This window comes from Vibrio hibernica (genome assembly GCF_015223435.1).
Taxonomy (GTDB): Bacteria; Pseudomonadota; Gammaproteobacteria; order Enterobacterales; family Vibrionaceae; genus Vibrio; species Vibrio hibernica.
The window spans coordinates 19,574-37,016 of record NZ_VHKO01000009.1; the positions used below are offsets into that span (position 1 = coordinate 19,574).

Annotated in this window: 14 protein-coding genes; 3 read left to right on the plus strand and 11 right to left on the minus strand. The window is 40.1% G+C overall.

Annotated features, from left to right (window positions below; genetic code table 11):
- Positions 1-1,464: a RimK family protein gene (locus FH976_RS05825; RefSeq protein WP_194089964.1), complete on the minus strand. Its 1,464-nt coding sequence runs from the start codon at positions 1,462-1,464 to the stop codon at positions 1-3.
- A gap of 144 nt (positions 1,465-1,608) precedes the next feature.
- Between FH976_RS05825 and FH976_RS05830 the strand changes: the two genes are divergently transcribed.
- Entirely contained in the window at positions 1,609-2,694 is a 1,086-nt protein-coding gene (locus FH976_RS05830) for a GNAT family N-acetyltransferase/peptidase C39 family protein (protein WP_194089965.1), read from the plus strand.
- A 48-nt stretch (positions 2,695-2,742) separates the two neighbouring features.
- On the opposite strand, the gene FH976_RS05835 is transcribed toward FH976_RS05830, so the two are convergent.
- On the minus strand, positions 2,743-4,527 hold the full coding sequence (locus FH976_RS05835) for a cation:proton antiporter (protein WP_194089966.1): 1,785 nt from the start codon (positions 4,525-4,527) through the stop codon (positions 2,743-2,745).
- 37 nt (positions 4,528-4,564) lie between these two features.
- Entirely contained in the window at positions 4,565-4,945 is a 381-nt protein-coding gene (locus FH976_RS05840; protein ID WP_194089967.1) for a DUF2799 domain-containing protein, read from the minus strand.
- A gap of 239 nt (positions 4,946-5,184) precedes the next feature.
- Here FH976_RS05840 and FH976_RS05845 point away from each other — a divergent pair, with 239 nt between their 5' ends.
- Complete coding sequence (locus FH976_RS05845; RefSeq protein ID WP_194089968.1) at positions 5,185-6,678, plus strand: carbon starvation CstA family protein; 1,494 nt, start codon at positions 5,185-5,187, stop codon at positions 6,676-6,678.
- A gap of 110 nt (positions 6,679-6,788) precedes the next feature.
- On the opposite strand, the gene ispH is transcribed toward FH976_RS05845, so the two are convergent.
- From ispH to nudF, 8 genes are all read right to left on the minus strand, one after another.
- The gene (gene ispH, locus FH976_RS05850) at positions 6,789-7,745 is read right to left on the minus strand and encodes a 4-hydroxy-3-methylbut-2-enyl diphosphate reductase (protein ID WP_194089969.1); all 957 of its coding nucleotides are present in this window, start codon (positions 7,743-7,745) and stop codon (positions 6,789-6,791) included.
- 88 nt (positions 7,746-7,833) lie between these two features.
- On the minus strand, positions 7,834-8,262 hold the full coding sequence (gene fkpB / locus FH976_RS05855; RefSeq protein ID WP_194089970.1) for an FKBP-type peptidyl-prolyl cis-trans isomerase: 429 nt from the start codon (positions 8,260-8,262) through the stop codon (positions 7,834-7,836).
- A gap of 351 nt (positions 8,263-8,613) precedes the next feature.
- A complete protein-coding gene (parC, locus tag FH976_RS05860) occupies positions 8,614-10,881 on the minus strand; it encodes a DNA topoisomerase IV subunit A (RefSeq protein ID WP_194089971.1) in 2,268 nt (755 codons plus the stop codon).
- Positions 10,882-10,953: 72 nt separating this feature from the next.
- A complete protein-coding gene (gene parE / locus FH976_RS05865) occupies positions 10,954-12,837 on the minus strand; it encodes a DNA topoisomerase IV subunit B (RefSeq protein ID WP_194089972.1) in 1,884 nt (627 codons plus the stop codon).
- Positions 12,838-13,038: 201 nt separating this feature from the next.
- Entirely contained in the window at positions 13,039-13,623 is a 585-nt protein-coding gene (gene yqiA, locus FH976_RS05870) for an esterase YqiA (RefSeq protein ID WP_194089973.1), read from the minus strand.
- A gap of 68 nt (positions 13,624-13,691) precedes the next feature.
- Complete coding sequence (gene cpdA / locus FH976_RS05875) at positions 13,692-14,528, minus strand: 3',5'-cyclic-AMP phosphodiesterase (RefSeq protein WP_194950322.1); 837 nt, start codon at positions 14,526-14,528, stop codon at positions 13,692-13,694.
- Positions 14,529-14,616: 88 nt separating this feature from the next.
- Positions 14,617-15,039: a DUF1249 family protein gene (locus tag FH976_RS05880; protein ID WP_194089974.1), complete on the minus strand. Its 423-nt coding sequence runs from the start codon at positions 15,037-15,039 to the stop codon at positions 14,617-14,619.
- A 54-nt stretch (positions 15,040-15,093) separates the two neighbouring features.
- Entirely contained in the window at positions 15,094-15,726 is a 633-nt protein-coding gene (nudF, locus tag FH976_RS05885) for an ADP-ribose diphosphatase (protein ID WP_194089975.1), read from the minus strand.
- A gap of 272 nt (positions 15,727-15,998) precedes the next feature.
- Here nudF and tolC point away from each other — a divergent pair, with 272 nt between their 5' ends.
- Complete coding sequence (tolC, locus tag FH976_RS05890; RefSeq protein WP_194089976.1) at positions 15,999-17,339, plus strand: outer membrane channel protein TolC; 1,341 nt, start codon at positions 15,999-16,001, stop codon at positions 17,337-17,339.
- Positions 17,340-17,443 lie beyond the last annotated feature (104 nt).

The window sequence follows — 17,443 nt, forward strand, 5'->3', positions numbered from 1 at the left end:
TTAGAACCCGCGTAACTGAATACGGCGTAAGAATTCCGTCATGATGCGATCATAAAGTAAATCTCCCAGCCAGAGATCTTCTACTTTGTTATCAATACTCGGGTTATCATTGACTTCAATTACATAGACTTGGCCATCAATTTCTTTTAGATCAACACCATACAAACCAGATCCAATTAAGTTAGAAGCTTTTACAGCGGTATCAACGACATTCTTTGGTACTTGTTTTAAATCTAAAGTATCAAAGCCGCCAGATGTTGTACGCCCGCTATTATGGTGTTGATAAATCTGCCAGTGTCCACGGCTCATATGATAACGACATGCATAAATCGCCTGACGGTTCATCACGCCAATTCGCCAGTCAAAATCGGTTGGCATAAAGGCTTGCGCTAAAATCAAAGCGCTCTTAGCAAATAATTCTGCCGCTTTTTGCTCTAATGTCGCTTCATCCGTGACTTTTACAACCCCAACAGAAAAAGCGCCATCTGGAATTTTGAGTACTAATGGTAATTGCATGTGCTCTAGCAAGTTTTGTTTCCAATCAGGATCAAAGCTTCTCAAGATCATCGATTTAGGCGCAGGCACTTTATGCCGTTCTAACAATTCAGTTAGAAACACTTTGTTCGTACATTTCATGATCGACTCAGGATCATCGATCACAACTAAACCTAGTTTTTCCGCACGCTTTGCAAAACGATAAGTGAAATTACTTATGTTGGTCGTGGCGCGAATAAATAAACCATCAAACTCACTTAAACGAGAAAAATCATCCACCGTAATGGTTTGTAAACTCATGCCTAAACGATTAGCGGCTTTTTTAAATCGATTTAATGCCACAGGATCCGACGGAGGCATTTTTTCATCTGGATCCACCAGCATAGCAACATCATAACGAAATGATTTGCTCGGCTTAGGCGAACGCCAAACTTTGGTTGAAAATAATTCGAGTGATTGAACAAAAGTATCTTGCTCTTCATTGTTAAGGTCTTGGAATGGGAACGGTTGGACTTTAACTAACTGCCAATGCTTACCATGTTTTTTCAACTCAATATCAAGTACTGGGATCATAAAGTGTTCAAATAAGCGACGAGCGACTTTCTCAAGCCCTTTGATATGACTGCGGCCAAAATAAATTTTACTGGCTACTTTCTCTGAATCAGAAAAATGCTTATTAAGATCCTGCTCAGGAAGTGAAATCACAAATGGTTGATTGACATCATTAATCGCCATCACACGAGGAATAACACGATGACCACGCGCTTCAGCCAATAGCGAACAATAGTAACCATTGCTCATATAAGAATAATCGCGGCACAAGTTGATCACTTGTACACTTTTATGCTTTTCAGTGCGATCTGATAAGAAATTAGGTTGTAAATAACTATCAACTGTCACGACTTGATCAGAGGGAAAATATTGCCCCCAATCGCTGTCTTTATCCGTCACAATAACAAAATTTGCCATGAATACATTTACCTCTAGCAAAGGAACAATTTCTCGTATTTAATCGTTATACCCATCGGATTTAAATCAATTCCATTGGGCGGATTGCGTTACAACAACGCTGAACAACCGTTATTTATAGTGGATATTAAAGTGGATAGCACAATGAAATTTCGCCGCGCAACCCAACAAGACTTACCTGCATTAATTACATTAGAAGCGCAAGTATTCAGTAGCGACGTCATTGCACCAAGACAAATGAAACGCTTTCTTCTGTCTCAACATAGCATGGTATTTGTTGCTGTTGCTGAACCACACATTACCGGCTATGCACTTCTTCTTTTCCATCAAGGCACTCAACTATCGCGCCTTTATTCTATTGCCGTTAACCCTGAATTCCGTGGCCAAAAAATTGCTCAACAACTGGTTGAAAAGTGCGAACAATCTGCATTAGAACAAGGCTCTACCACATTACGCTTAGAAGTAAGAAATGACAATCTGGCGGCTAAAAATTTATATCAAAAACTCGGCTATAAACCACTTAAAACATTAATCCATTATTACGATGATTTAGCCGATGGCATTCGCATGCAAAAACGCTTAACCGCAAGCCTACCAAAAATATTATTGCCCATGCCGCTGTACATTCAGACCACGCCATTTACTTGCGGTGCAGCGTGTTTACTGATGGCATTTTCAACCTTAAATAAAGACTTCGAACCTAACCGGAAGGAAGAACTGCAACTTTGGCGAGAAGCGACTACGATTTTCATGGCAGCCGGACATGGTGGGTGCAGTGGACATGGGTTAGCATTAGCCGCCAAAAAACGGGGGTTTAATGTCGAACTTTGGACTCGTTCAGATTCCACGCCATTTATCGACAGTGTACGAGATCCTAATAAAAAAGAGGTAATTGACATTGTGCATCAAGATTTTTGCCAACAGGTCGATGCGTTAGATATTCATCATATTATTGCCCCACCCAATAACCAGCAAATAGAAGCTTGGATTGAACAAGGTAAATGCATATTACTGTTGATCAGCACTTATCGCTTTAATGGCTATAAAGAGCCACATTGGATTATTTTATCAGGCATGAATGAACAATTTTTCTTTATCCATGATCCACATACAGAAGCAAAACATGATGTTTCATCATCTGCGTCTATTCCTATCAGTAAAGCAGGATTAGCTCAAATTTTAGGATTTGGGAAACAAAAACATACGGCGTGTGTGGTGGTAGGAGAATAATATTGTTTCTTAAAAATTTGGGGCTAGCAATTTAGTAGCCCCGCATTTTTATTCTTTGATTAAACTCACGACAGTCCAACCTTCCACTGTTTTATGAGTACTATCATTTGATAAAATATGGATATCACCTTTAGGATCAACGGTAAATAGCGACAACCGATGCCCATCGGAATACTTCATCACATAATCTTCCCACTTAAATTCTTCTGTTAGTTTAGTGTGTTTTACCTCTGCACCTTGATTAATTAGGCTGGCTAATTTTTTATAGCTGACATCTTCACCAAACAAAGTTCTGCCGTGTTTATCCTCTACAACTTGGTGCTTCTCATGTTGATTATCTTTGGCTTTTTCATTTAAGAAAAATACTCGTCGAGCACCAAAATCGCTCATAAAGTGTTTAGCTGCAACGATATTAAAATGCTTATCTGGCGAAACGGCAATCAAGTTACCAATACCAATTAAATCTAAGTATTCCTCTGCATGGCTTGAGGTAGGGTTGCCATAATACGTTTCTAAACCTTGCATTCGAGCTTTCCGAATATACTCCCAGTTCGAATCCGTTATGATCACTCGGTCCCCATATTTCTTTAATGCCATTGCGAGGCTGCGGCCAATATCATTCGCACCAACAACTAAATATCCTCTTGGTGACGGTTCCGATAACTTCAATGCATTCGCTAATGGACGAGCGGTAATACTTTGCAATACAACAGTGCCCACGATGACCATAAAAGTGAGTGGCACCAATAAACTGGCTTCTTCCACGCCAGACTCAACTAATTTAATCGCAAATAACGATGAAATAGACGCCGCCACGATCCCACGAGGGGCGACCCAGGCAATAAAAGCTTTTTCTTTAAAATTGAGACTACTACCGATGGTTGAAAGGAAAATAGCAATGGGACGAGAAATTAATTGAATCGCGACGAACAAAATTGCGGAACCAACGCCTAGAGCAGCAAAATCACTCAATTCCATGCGAGCGGAGAGCATCAAAAATAGACCTGAAATTAATAAAATCGTCAGGTTTTCTTTGAAATGTAAAATGTTTTGAATGTTGACACCTTTGGCGTTAGCAAGCCACATTCCCATGACCGTTACTGCCAATAGGCCAGATTCGGATTCCAAACTATTCGAAATTGAAAAAACACCAAGTACTAACGTTAACACCGCAAAAGGTTGTAAATATTCAGGTAATAACCGACGACGTAAAATCTGAGATAATAATGCGCCAGTAATTATCCCAAAAACAATTCCAATTAATAAGATCAAGCCAAAGACAGCAAGACTGTGTACCTTACTACTGGAAACAATGAACTCGTATACGATCACAATAAACAATGCGCCGATAGGATCAATCAAGATACCTTCCCAACGCAGAATGTTAGCCAATTTAGCTTTAGGTCGTACCGTACGCAGCAACGGAACCACCACTGTCGGGCCAGTAACTACCGTTAAACTGCCAAATAACAAGGCTAGCGGCCAGCTAAAATCAAGAATATAAAAAGTAAATACGCTCGTTAACCCCCAAGAAATTAAAGCGCCAATCGTGACAATATTCATCACGGTGCGGTTAACCCCTCGAATTTCTTGTAAATTCAGCGTTAAACTGCCTTCAAATAAAATCACCGCCACCGCTAAAGAAATCAAAGGAAAGAGTAAATCACCAAACATATCATTCGGAGCAAAAACATGAGTAATTGGTCCAATAATAAAACCGGCGATCAATAAGAACAAAATTGCAGGTAACTTCATCCGCCAGGCTAACCATTGGCATCCTAAACCAATCAAACCAACCGCCGCTAGCATCAAACCTATTTGTTCATTATGCATAACTATTCCTTAACACTCTTTACATACTTAAAGTACATTAATTGGATCCATCCAACTTGCTATCATTCCAACCACGCTGCCACTCCATTCTGAATTTTTGTGAATCGGGCGTTCCTTCACATACACCTTCATAATAATTACCAGACACGCCAATTTGATAAGCATGTTTAGGATTACAATATTCTTTATTGCCTTTTAAATAGCCTTCCGCATAGTCATTGACATTCACATTACCAAGTTTAGATAACTGACTCCCGGTACGATTTTGTTTTCCCTTAATCCCATCGGAATAACCAAGAGATGCCCAATCTCCTGCTTGCACATAATCTTCTGCCGTATTCGCGCACGCTGTTAACAACAAAGCGGAACAGCTCAGTAAAATCATAGCGGTAAAATGAGAATTATTTTTTATTTTCATGACATCCCTTATCTGAATAATTTTGTTATATCGCACTTATTTGGATCACAACTATTACACAGGTCACATTCAAAGCAAACGAAAACCAAGCGGTTTCATACCCACATAAACCACTTAACTTCGCCTATCACCACTCAATTTAATATTCGACCACTCAAACAAATGTTATATGAATGTTATTAGGGGCAGATTTATTATATAGCCTGAATTTTCAAACAACCTTAAGCAGGACAATAATTATGATGATGTTCCTTTTTTGTGTAGCAGCATTAATTGCAGGCTACTTTATTTACGGAACTTTCGTTGAGAAAGTATTTGGTATCAATGAACAACGCACCACTCCCGCTTTTTCTAAGCAAGATGGTGTTGATTACGTGCCAATGTCGAATAAAAAAGTCTACTTAGTTCAACTGCTGAACATTGCAGGCGTCGGTCCAATTTTTGGCCCAATAATGGGTGCCCTTTACGGCCCTGCAGCTATGTTATGGATTGTTCTAGGTTGTATTTTTGCTGGTGCCGTTCACGATTACTTCTCTGGCATGCTTTCTATCCGTAATGGTGGCGCATCGGTTCCAAGCCTTACTGGCCGTTATTTAGGAAACAACGCCAAGCACTTTATGAATATTTTTGCTTTGGTGTTATTGCTACTGGTTGGTGTTGTATTTGTATCCGCTCCTGCAGGAATGATCACAAACCTAGTAAATGAGCAAACTGATACGACGGTTTCTATGGGCTTAATGGTTGCGATTATCTTTGCTTACTACATTGTTGCCACGATTGTACCGATTGATAAAATCATTGGTCGTTTCTATCCACTATTTGGCGCCTTGCTTATCTTTATGTCCGTTGGTCTTATTGCTGCTGTCGCCTTCTCTAGCGACCATGCAATTTTAGCTGGCTATAAATTTAGCGATATGTTCACCAACATGAACCCAAATGACTTACCACTTTGGCCTGCGCTATTTATCACAATTGCTTGTGGTGCAATTTCTGGCTTCCATGCCACTCAATCACCACTAATGGCTCGTTGCTTAGAAAATGAAAAAAATGGCCGTTTTGTATTCTTTGGTGCCATGATTGGTGAAGGTGTCATCGCATTGATTTGGTGTGCAGTCGCTTTGTCTTTCTTTGGTTCAATGGACGCGCTACAAGAAGCAGTGGCAAATGGTGGTCCTGGTAATGTGGTTTACAGTGCATCATTTGGTTTACTTGGTGTATTTGGTGGTATTTTAGCGTTCTTAGGTGTGGTAATTCTACCTATTACTTCTGGCGATACGGCATTTCGCTCAAGCCGTTTGATCTTAGCTGAATACTTCAAAATGGAACAAAAAACACTGAAAAGTCGTTTATTTATGGCGATGCCTTTGTTTGTGATTGGCGCCATCTTAACTCAAGTCGATTTTGCGATTATCTGGCGCTACTTCGGTTTTGCTAACCAAACAACGGCGGTAATGATGTTATGGACAGCATCTGCGTATCTATTACGCTTTAATAAATTCCATTGGATCAGCACTATTCCTGCAATATTTATGACGGCAGTGTGTATCACTTTCATCTTAAATAATAATACTTTAGGTTTTGGTATGGGAATGCAAATTTCAACCATCATCGGTATTGTGGCGAGCTTATTAATTACCGGTTACGTGATTAAAATATCGAAAGGTAAAGGCGACCCAGAATTTGATCAAGCGGAAGAAGACAAGTTAGTCAATTACACTGAGTCTCGTGATTAAGATTTGATTCACCAAAAACTCAAAGGCCGATGGATAATTAAATCCATCGGCCTTTCTTTTTTCAGTTTTGTATTATCAAGAAATGAGTAAATTTTTTCTGAAAGTGGATGTTAGTCTATATTTTTGATTTGTAACTCTTTTGGTACTTCAAAAAACATATTCTCTTCACGTCCTAACACTTCTTCCACATCGGTCGCACCAAGTTCTTTAATACGTTCAATGATTTGATTCACTAACTCTTCTGGCGCAGAGGCTCCAGCGGTCACGCCAACTTTATGTTTTCCATCAAACCAAACCGGATCAATATCTTCTGGGCAATCGATCAAATAACCTTGAGTGCCTAGTTTCTCAGCCAATTCTTTTAAGCGGGTAGAGTTAGAGGAGTTTTTCGAACCCACAACTACCATAATATCAACGCTGCCAGCTAAGATACGAACGGCATCTTGACGATTTTGAGTGGCATAACAAATATCATCTTTACGAGGACCTTGGATTTTTGGAAAAGCTTGACGCAAAACATCAATCACATCCGACGTCTCATCAACCGATAAGGTTGTTTGACTCACGTAATGCAAGTTAGTGGGATCTCGAACGACTAAATGCGCAACATCTTCAGGGCGCTCAACCAGATACATTCCACCCGTTTCGCTTGCATATTGCCCCATCGTGCCTTCAACTTCAGGGTGACCCGCATGGCCAATTAACACTACTTCCATATTTTTGCGGCTAGCACGAGCCACTTCCATATGTACTTTGGTTACCAGTGGGCATGTCGCATCAAATACGGTTAACTGACGCTCTTTGGCTTCGTTACGCACTGCTTGTGATACACCATGAGCAGAAAATATAACGATATTATCGTCTGGAACTTCTGAAAGCTCTTCAACAAAAACCGCACCACGCTGCTTTAGCCCTTCAACAACAAAGCGGTTATGCACCACTTCATGACGAACATAAATCGGCGGCTGATACATTTCTAATGCACGTTCAACGATACTGATCGCTCGATCAACACCAGCACAAAAACCACGAGGGTTTGCTAATAAAATTTTCATGTTTTGAGTCATGTCCTGAGCCATCTCTGCGTATCAATAATGGCGCTATTCTACCGATAACAAGTTTGCTGACAACCATTCAAAGGCGAAACGCTTTGAATTATTCAACCTCGAGAATATCCACTTCAAAGTGAACATCTTGTCCTGAGAGCGGATGATTAAAGTCAACCGTTATAGACTCACCAGTGACTTCACTAATAATACCTGGAATTTCAACACCATCAGGACCGTTGAATCCCATAATAGTACCTACTTCTAACTCTTGACCACTGAAACGAGTGCGATCCATATGGTGAATATTATCTGGATTAGGTAAACCAAAGGCATCTTTAGCTGCTAGCTCAATCACCTTACTTTCACCCGCAGTTAAACCTAATAAACACTGTTCAAAGTTTTCGCTTAAGCTACCATCACCCATAACAAACTTAGCTGGCTTGCCCATATTATGGGTACTATCTGCCACCGAACCATCTTTAAGTTTTATAGTGAAGTGCAGGGTAACCGCGCTAGTATTAGTAATTGTAGACACAAAAAATCCTTATTTATTTAATGACAAGTGAAATACCGTTGCTTAACTTTAAATCATGCCATTGGAAAATGATGTTAGATCGATTAAAAAAATGCACTGCTTTATAAGAAAAAAAGCAATGCAATATTTTATCTATAATAGGTAACCTGAACTCTGGATAATTTAAGCTAAACAACTTGTTCTTTTAGCGCCTAACTTCGTTAAAATTAACGCAATAGACCAGCTATTGACTCATAATTTTGCCTAGTTATGCATCTAAAATCCCTGCGCTGTTCTGTAAATGATTAAAAAAGACTATAAATTAATAGGTTATAATCTTCCTTATCCAGAGTTCAGGTTAAGTAACTTCTGTTATTTCTCTGATCGTTGATCGTTACTTGCGATCTCGATACGAGTAACACGCTGCAATCCACGTGGTAATTTGGCTCCACGACGGCCACGCTCTCCACGGAAGTTATCCAAATCAATTGGTTTTAATCCAAGCTTACGTTTACCTGCGTACAAGGTCACCGTTACGCCATAAGGAATAGAGATTAATTGAGTGACAAATTCTTCGCGCGCTTTCGCTTTAGCCGAAGGAATATTGATAATTTTATTCCCTTTCCCTTTCCCTAATTGCGGTAAATCTTTAATTGGAAACAGTAACATTCTGCCTTCATTGGTGATCACTAAGATCTCATCTTGCTCAATATCAAAAATCTCACTTGGCGGCAAAATTTCAGATGCTTGAGGAAGATTGATTAGTGCTTTACCGCTGCGATTTTTGGACAATAAATCTGTGCCTTTACACACAAATCCATAACCAGCATCTGAGGCAATTAACCATAATTGTTCCTCTTCGCCCATGATCACTTGGCTAACACTAGTACCAGCATTGATATTCAAACGGCCCGTAATTGGCTCACCTTGGCTACGCGCCGAAGGCAATGAATGAGATTCAAGCGAATAACTACGCCCATCAGTACCAAGGAAAACGGCCTGTTGATTGCTCTTACCATGCGCTTGCGTTAAATAAGCATCACCAGATTTGTAGCTTAACGTCGATGCATCCACATCATGCCCTTTAGCATGGCGGATCCAACCTTTTTCTGATAACACAACCGTGATTGGCTCACTTGGGATTAAATCACGTTCCGTTAAGGCTTTTGCTTCTGCACGTTCAATTAATGGAGAACGACGATCATCGCCATATTTTTCGGCATCTGCTTCAATTTCTTTTTTGATCAAGGTATTTAATCGACGATCAGATCCTAATAATAACTCTAACTTTTGGCGCTCTTTTTCTAATTCATCTTGCTCGCCACGCAATTTCATTTCTTCTAATTTAGCAAGATTACGTAAGCGAGTATCTAAAATAGCATTGGCTTGAAGTTCAGTGATCCCAAAACGTGCCATCAACACATCTTTCGGCTCATCTTCAGTTCGGATTATATCTATCACTTCATCAAGGTTGAGGTAAGCCACCAACAAACCTTCTAAAATATGTAAACGATCTAATATTTTATCCAAGCGGTACTGCAAGCGGCGACGAACCGTCATGCGGCGAAAATCAATCCATTCTTGCAAAATCTTAATTAACCCTTTGACTTCAGGACGATTATCCGTGCCTATCATATTCAGGTTAACGCGGAAATTCTTCTCAAGATCGGTTGAAGCAAATAAGTGATTCATTAACTGATCGCAATCAATGCGATTAGAGCGCGGCACAATCAATATGCGTGTTGGGTTTTCATGATCGGATTCATCACGTAAATCATCCACCATTGGCAGCTTTTTGGCGCGCATTTGGCTTGCGATTTGTTCTAACAATTTTGCGCCAGAAACTTGATGCGGAAGCGCGGTAATGACGATATCCGAACCTTCTTTATGCCACACTGCGCGCATTTTAATACTGCCACGACCGGTGCGATACATTTTTTCAATATCACTTGGTGGTGAAATAATTTCAGCTTCAGTTGGGTAATCTGGCCCTTTCACAAAGCCCATCACTTCGGACAGTTCTGCTTTTGGATTTTCGAGTAAATGTACGGTTGCACCCGCAATTTCACGCACGTTATGAGGCGGAATATCAGTCGCCATGCCCACCGCAATACCCGTAATGCCATTTAATAAAATGTGGGGTAAACGAGCGGGTAACATCTTAGGCTCTTTCATGGTGCCATCAAAGTTAGGCGCCCACTCCACGGTTCCTTGACCGAGTTCCCCTAACAGTACTTCTGCAAATTTCGATAATTTCGCTTCGGTATAACGCATCGCAGCAAACGATTTAGGATCATCAGGCGCCCCCCAGTTTCCCTGCCCATCCACCAACGGATAACGATAAGAGAAAGGTTGCGCCATGAGTACCATCGCTTCATAACAGGCAGAATCACCGTGTGGGTGATATTTACCTAATACGTCACCAACAGTACGAGCCGATTTTTTGTATTTTGATGCTGCTGACAAACCAAGCTCCGACATCGCATAAATAATACGACGTTGAACCGGTTTTAAACCATCCCCTACATAAGGTAAGGCACGATCCATGATCACGTACATTGAATAATTGAGATACGCATCTTCTGTAAATTTGCGTAACGTTAACTGTTCAACACCGTCAAAGGTAATTTCAGAACTCATTGATAGACCTTGTTTATTCTGTTTTCCACACTCAAAAATTGCTGATAACACAGCTTCAACTAAGCAGGATTATTATTCTACATCAGCTTTATCGCCATAGGCTTGTAGCCAGGCACGACGATCTTCGGCACGTTTTTTACCGAGTAACATATCCATCATTTCCATGGTTTTTTCATCGTCATCTATCGTAAGTTGCACCAAGCGACGAGTATTTGGGTCCATAGTAGTTTCGCGTAATTGAAGTGGGTTCATTTCACCCAGACCTTTGAATCGTTGCACATTAACTTTCGCTTTTTTACTACTCAAACGATCTAAAATGCCTTCTTTTTCACTCTCATCTAATGCGTAGAACACTTCTTTACCGCAATCGATACGAAACAGTGGAGGCATCGCAACATATACATGACCAGCACGGACTAAAGATTCAAAATGACGCATGAATAAAGCGCACAATAAAGTGGCTATATGAAGTCCATCTGAATCCGCATCCGCGAGAATACAGATCTTACCGTAACGTAAACCATCAAGATCTTCTGTATCAGGATCAATCCCTAATGCGATGGAAATATTATGTACTTCATCTGAAGCAAGCACTTGATCAGAAGAGACTTCCCACGTATTTAATATTTTCCCACGCAGTGGCATGATCGCTTGGAATTCGCGATCTCGCGCTTGTTTAGCAGAACCACCCGCCGAGTCACCTTCCACTAAGAACAATTCGGTACGGCTGAGATCTTGCACAGTACAATCGGTCAATTTACCTGGTAGGGCAGGCCCTGATGCGATTTTTTTACGTACCACTTTTTTACTGGCACGCATACGACGATGGGCACTGGCAATACACGTTTCAGCGAGTAATTCGGCAATTTGCGGTTTTTCATTCAGCCACAAACTAAAGGCATCTTTCACTACACCCGAGACAAAAGCGGCGCACTGACGAGAAGATAAACGCTCTTTGGTTTGACCAGCAAACTGTGGGTCTTGCATTTTAACCGACATCACATAAGCACACCGGTCAAATACATCATCACCGGTCAGTTTCACGCCACGCGGCAGTAAATTTCGGAACTCACAAAACTCACGCATCGCATCCAGTAAACCTTGGCGCAAACCGTTAACATGGGTTCCACCTTGCGCGGTTGGGATCAAGTTAACATAACTTTCGGTAATTAATTCGCCGCCTTCTGGTAGCCAAATAATAGCCCAATCCGCGGCTTCGGTTTGAGCAGAAAACACCCCAGTAAAAGGATCTTCCGGTAGTAAGGTATAACCCTTAACCCCTTCCATCAGGTAATCTTTTAAACCATCTTCATAATGCCACTGATAAGTTTTATCATTTACCTTATCGATAAATTCAACATCAAGCCCGGGGCATAAAACGGCTTTTGCACGTAAGTTATTAATTAAGCGACTGGCTGAAAAATTTCCAGAATCAAAGTAAGAAGCGTCGGGCCAGAAATGCACGCTGGTTCCGGTATTACGACGACCACAAGTCCCCGTCACCTCTAGTTCGGATACCTTATTACCATTTTCAAAGGCAATTTCGTACACTTGTCCATCGCGCTTGATCGTGACATCTACACGCTTAGATAAGGCGTTCACTACCGAAATCCCAACACCGTGTAAACCACCTGAGAATTGATAGCTTTTATTAGAGAATTTACCGCCCGCATGGAGCTTACAAAAAATAAGTTCGACACCGGATATTTTTTCTTCTGGATGAATATCTACCGGCATACCACGGCCATCATCCATCACTTCGATAGATTGATCCGCATGTAAAATCACTTGTACTTTAGAGGCGTGACCAGCCAAGGCTTCATCGACACTGTTATCGATAACTTCTTGAGCTAAATGGTTCGGACGAGCAGTATCCGTGTACATTCCCGGTCGGCGGCGAACCGGCTCAAGCCCATTAAGAACTTCTATCGCACCAGCATTATATTGTTCAGTCATAATAAAAAAGCATTACTCTAGAGAAATAGTGGCAATTCAAAAATTGCGGAATGGCTAATACGAGATGATAAATGATGAACTACCATCAAGATTAACCAGAAGACGACAGGCCACAGTTTTAAAGGGGATATAGTCTGGAACCTACGTCATATTGTCAAGTTAAGTCAAATGAAAACAAAAAGGTTAACAGGGTAAATCACATTACAACTGTAAAAACTCGATGATTTGTTGGGGATAACGTTCAAAATTAATGAAACTATGATCGCCACCTTGCTCCACGGTCAGTTTACTTTTTGCATATTTACTGACAGCTTGATTGTAATCTAGCACTTCATCATCGGTTTGCAGTAGAACCCAGAAATCTTGTGGTGATAGCAAGCTATCGACTTCCAATGATTTTAGATCTTGGATATGTTTTGATTCCAACACATAGTTTTCATGGGTATAAGGGTTATTTTGAGGGCCAAGAAAATCACTCAATAACTCATACGGACGAACTGCTGGATTTACAACCACCGCACGCAAGCCATATTTAAGATTCAACCATGTAGATAAATACCCACCTAACGAGCTTCCCACTAGGCCAATATTATAGTCAGAGGCATATTGTTGTACTAATGAGCTTAAATATTTTGCCGCGTCGGCAGGAAAACACGGTAATTGTGGGATCATCAGCTTAATATCTGGTCTATATTGCTGACAATAAGCTTTCATGATGTTGGCTTTTAAAGAGAGAGGTGAACTATTGAAACCATGGAGATATAAAAGCATGGAAGGTTTAGACACTGAAAACTCCTCGAAACACATTAACGGCCAATTGCGACCTTCGGCTATTCTAGCCGATAAATTCGAGATCAATACCCTTCTGCGTCAAAATCTGGCAAAAAATCTTCTCCCTCCAAACGGTAAACTTGAGTTTCAATCTTCCCATTTGGCAATAAGGTAAGCGAACGCCAGCCTGGAGCTACACGATCTAAAGCAAACTCAGTAGAGTTGGGCTTAAATTGAATGCAAGTCGAAGGGCTAGTAATGACACTTACACCATTGTAGGGCTGATTAAAATCTTGGTGGACATGACCACATAAAACCACTTTAACTTTAGAGTATGGCGCAATAACTTGCCAAAATTCATCACTATTATGTAAACAATGCTTATCTAACCACTCACTCCCAACCAATCGAGGGTGGTGATGCAATAAAACAAGAGTATAGCGATCGGGGTTAGAATCAAGCACCTGATCTAAATAGGTTAATTGCTCTGTTGATAATTCACCATACGGGCGGCCTTCGACTTGGCTATCTAGTAAAACCACTTGCCAGAATTTACCCGCAAGAACGTGGGTAGAGGATTTAATTTGAGCTGAAGGATAAATGCTATTCATACTCGGTTTATAATCGTGATTTCCTGGCAACCAATAACAGCTTTTGCCAAGTGTTTGAATGCCTTGATTGAATCGCTGATAAGACTTATCAGTATGATCTTGTGATACATCGCCTGTCATAATCAAAGCCTGATATTCAAACTGCTTCGATTGAACATGGTCATTTATATCTTGGACAACAGCGGCAAAACTATCTAATGTATTCACACCAAGTAAACAGCCTTTTTCATCCGAAAAAAGGTGAGTATCAGTGATCTGAACAAATGTCACAATATCTTGATTAGATTCGATAGTATCAATGGTATTCAATGCATTAAACTCAAATTAAAGGTTGTACATCCGTGACAATAAACTCAAATATTACACGATAAATAATTACTAAATTAATATGCCACTATTAATAAATAGGAGTACGACTAATACCATGTCGTAAACAAAAGGTTAACCATTCACCTAAAAATTGATTTAGCTGAAACTTTTCATCTCTTTGCATCATATTTTTATTAGGATAATCATATATTGCCTGCACCCGAGAAATCTGCTCGCTAGCACACACTTCCGCAACTCTAGCATCATGATAAAGACGAACTTGCATACGAGGAAGTGGAAACACCGGACGCATATCACATTGGCATACATCAACCAAGGTGGTGTATCTTGTCACTTCTTTAATTTCAAGTTGATATGACATTTTCGAAACTTGATACGAACGAGTTTCGCCCACATCTGGATCATGTGGGATTAAAGCATTCATTTTGGCATAATTGGTTTCATAAACTCTCATTAAACCAGCCAGATCAACATGATAAGCTTTACGCATCTAACCTCTATTTATATCAATATAACTTGCGTTTTTATTTCAATTACCTTACTACTAATTCGGTAACCAGCGTTTTTGTAACTCTTTATAGTGTAACTCAAGCCACAGTAAAGCGATGATAGAAGCACCGTTCTCAATCGTACCATCACTCATCATTTGATAAGCTTTCTCTCTCGACATCACATGCACCAAGATATCTTCATTTTCATCAGCCAATCCATGTATGCCAGATGCCGTCATAGCATCAACTTGCCCAATGAAAACATCTAATATTTCAGAGCATCCCCCAGAAGATGGATAATAATGGCAAATGGATTCAATATTAGTAACATCGACACCCGCTTCTTCTTTCGCCTCACGTTGAACGACCTCAATAGGGTTTTCACCGTCACCGTTCATTCCTGCAATGATTTCAAATTGCCAAGGCGAAGTATGTTCGAGTGCGCCAACTCGAATTTGTTCAATAATAATCACTTCATCAGTTACAGGATCGTAAGGCAGTAAAGCGCTCGCATGACCTCGATCGAACATTTCTCTTTCTAACGACTGACTCCAACCCCCAGCAAATAAACGATGAGAAAAAGTATACTTCACCATTTTAAAGAAACCGTGAAAAATCGTTTCTTTGCTCTCAATTTTAACATCATTCGGCTGAAATCTTGTCGTTGAAACGTCATGTTCTCTCATGTTTTTTAGTCTCGCAGTAAAGATGTATGGGCGTATTGAACATTATATGTTGAGATATAAAATAGCTAATAATCAAACCACGACAAATCACAATCGACAAGCTTTGTTGTCACTTTTTTTTAAAAACAGTGAGTTTTGTTTGGCCTTTTTGTTTTTTATTGTCCAAACGGACAGTAAATGGTAAATTAATGTAAAAGATTGCATAACATTTTAGCGACTTAGGTTACAATCGTATGCATATTGTTTATTAATTATATAAGCGGGAAAGAATCATGAAAAAGCTGCTTCCACTTATCGTCAGTCTCGCACTAAGTGGCGTAACCACTGCTCACGCTGATGATTTGGCACAGATTTATAATCAAGCAAAAGAAAATGATCCTCAGTTATTGCGTTCAAAAGCAGATCGAGATGCTTCTTTTGAAGCCATAGCATCAAGCCGTGGTACCCTTTTACCTCAAATTAATTTAACTGCTGGCTACAATATTACCCGTAATATTGACACGCATGACAATCACCAACCCAGCTCTGCTATTTCAGAAAATAACAATTTTACAGCTGGTGTCGATTTCTCTCAAGAGCTTTACCGCCGCGATAGTTGGGTAAACTTGGATATCGCAGAGCAAAATGCTCGTCAACAAGATTCAGCCTACGCAGCAGAACAACAGAATATAATATTGCGTGTTTCGCAAGCCTATTTTGGCGTACTACAAGCTCAAGATAGTCTTACGTTTATTCGCGCAGAGAAAAAGGCCGTTGGTCGTCAGCTAGAACAAACTAAACAACGTTTTGATGTTGGTTTATCAGCCATTACTGATGTGCATGATGCTCAAGCGCAATACGATAGCGTATTAGCCGATGAAATTATTGGTGAAAATAACGTTACCAACAGCTATGAAGAATTACGTGAAATCACAGGTCAAATGAACAAAGATTTGGCTCAGCTAGATACTAAACGTTTTTCAGCTAATAGGCCTCAAACTAATTCAAATGCTCTAGTTGATGAAGCACAACAGAAAAACTTATCACTATTGACTGCTCGTATTGCTCAAGACATTGCCAAAAGTAATATCTCATTAGCAAACTCTGGTTATACACCATCTTTAACATTAGATGCAGGCTACCAATATTCAGATGTTGATGATCATACCACCCGTGGTAACTACAAAAGTAATGACTACAATGTTGGTGTTAATCTAATTGTTCCTTTGTATCAAGGTGGAACCACTACCGCTGATGTGAAAACGGCTGAATACCAATATGTTTCAGCTAGTCAACAACTTGAATCGACTTATCGTGGTGTTGTAAAAAATGTACGTGCTTACTACAACAACATTAATGCATCTATTGGCACCATCCGTGCTTATGAGCAATCTGTTATTTCTGCAAAATCAGCATTAGAAGCAACAGAAGCCGGTTATGAAGTGGGTACTCGTACTATTGTTGATGTACTAGATTCAACTCGTCGTTTATACGATGCTAACCGTCAATTATCTGATGCTCGATATAACTACATTCTAAGTGTCCTACAGCTAAAATTAGCAGTAGGAACATTGAGTGAACAAGATGTGTTAGATATTAATGCCGGTCTTAAAACTGCATCAACATCTAAATAAACATCTAAACAAATATCGATAAAAAAACGCCACTTCAATGAAGTGGCATTTTTTTTCAAACTTATCCGAACTCTTTTTTATAAAGTATGAAAGGAGAAAGTACC

Bases quoted from the DNA above. Each gene is read 5' to 3' on its own strand.
- FH976_RS05845 (WP_194089968.1), top strand. From the start codon at position 5,185: ATGATGATGTTCCTTTTTTGTGTAGCAGCATTAATTGCAGGCTACTTT.
- nudF (WP_194089975.1), bottom strand. From the start codon at position 15,726: ATGAGAGAACATGACGTTTCAACGACAAGATTTCAGCCGAATGATGTT.
- FH976_RS05835 (WP_194089966.1), bottom strand. From the start codon at position 4,527: ATGCATAATGAACAAATAGGTTTGATGCTAGCGGCGGTTGGTTTGATT.
- ispH (WP_194089969.1), bottom strand. From the start codon at position 7,745: ATGACTCAAAACATGAAAATTTTATTAGCAAACCCTCGTGGTTTTTGT.
- FH976_RS05825 (WP_194089964.1), bottom strand. From the start codon at position 1,464: ATGGCAAATTTTGTTATTGTGACGGATAAAGACAGCGATTGGGGGCAA.
- FH976_RS05880 (WP_194089974.1), bottom strand. From the start codon at position 15,039: ATGCGTAAAGCTTATCATGTTGATCTGGCTGGTTTAATGAGAGTTTAT.
- FH976_RS05840 (WP_194089967.1), bottom strand. From the start codon at position 4,945: ATGAAAATAAAAAATAATTCTCATTTTACCGCTATGATTTTACTGAGC.
- parE (WP_194089972.1), bottom strand. From the start codon at position 12,837: ATGACTGAACAATATAATGCTGGTGCGATAGAAGTTCTTAATGGGCTT.
- parC (WP_194089971.1), bottom strand. From the start codon at position 10,881: ATGAGTTCTGAAATTACCTTTGACGGTGTTGAACAGTTAACGTTACGC.
- tolC (WP_194089976.1), top strand. From the start codon at position 15,999: ATGAAAAAGCTGCTTCCACTTATCGTCAGTCTCGCACTAAGTGGCGTA.
- FH976_RS05830 (WP_194089965.1), top strand. From the start codon at position 1,609: ATGAAATTTCGCCGCGCAACCCAACAAGACTTACCTGCATTAATTACA.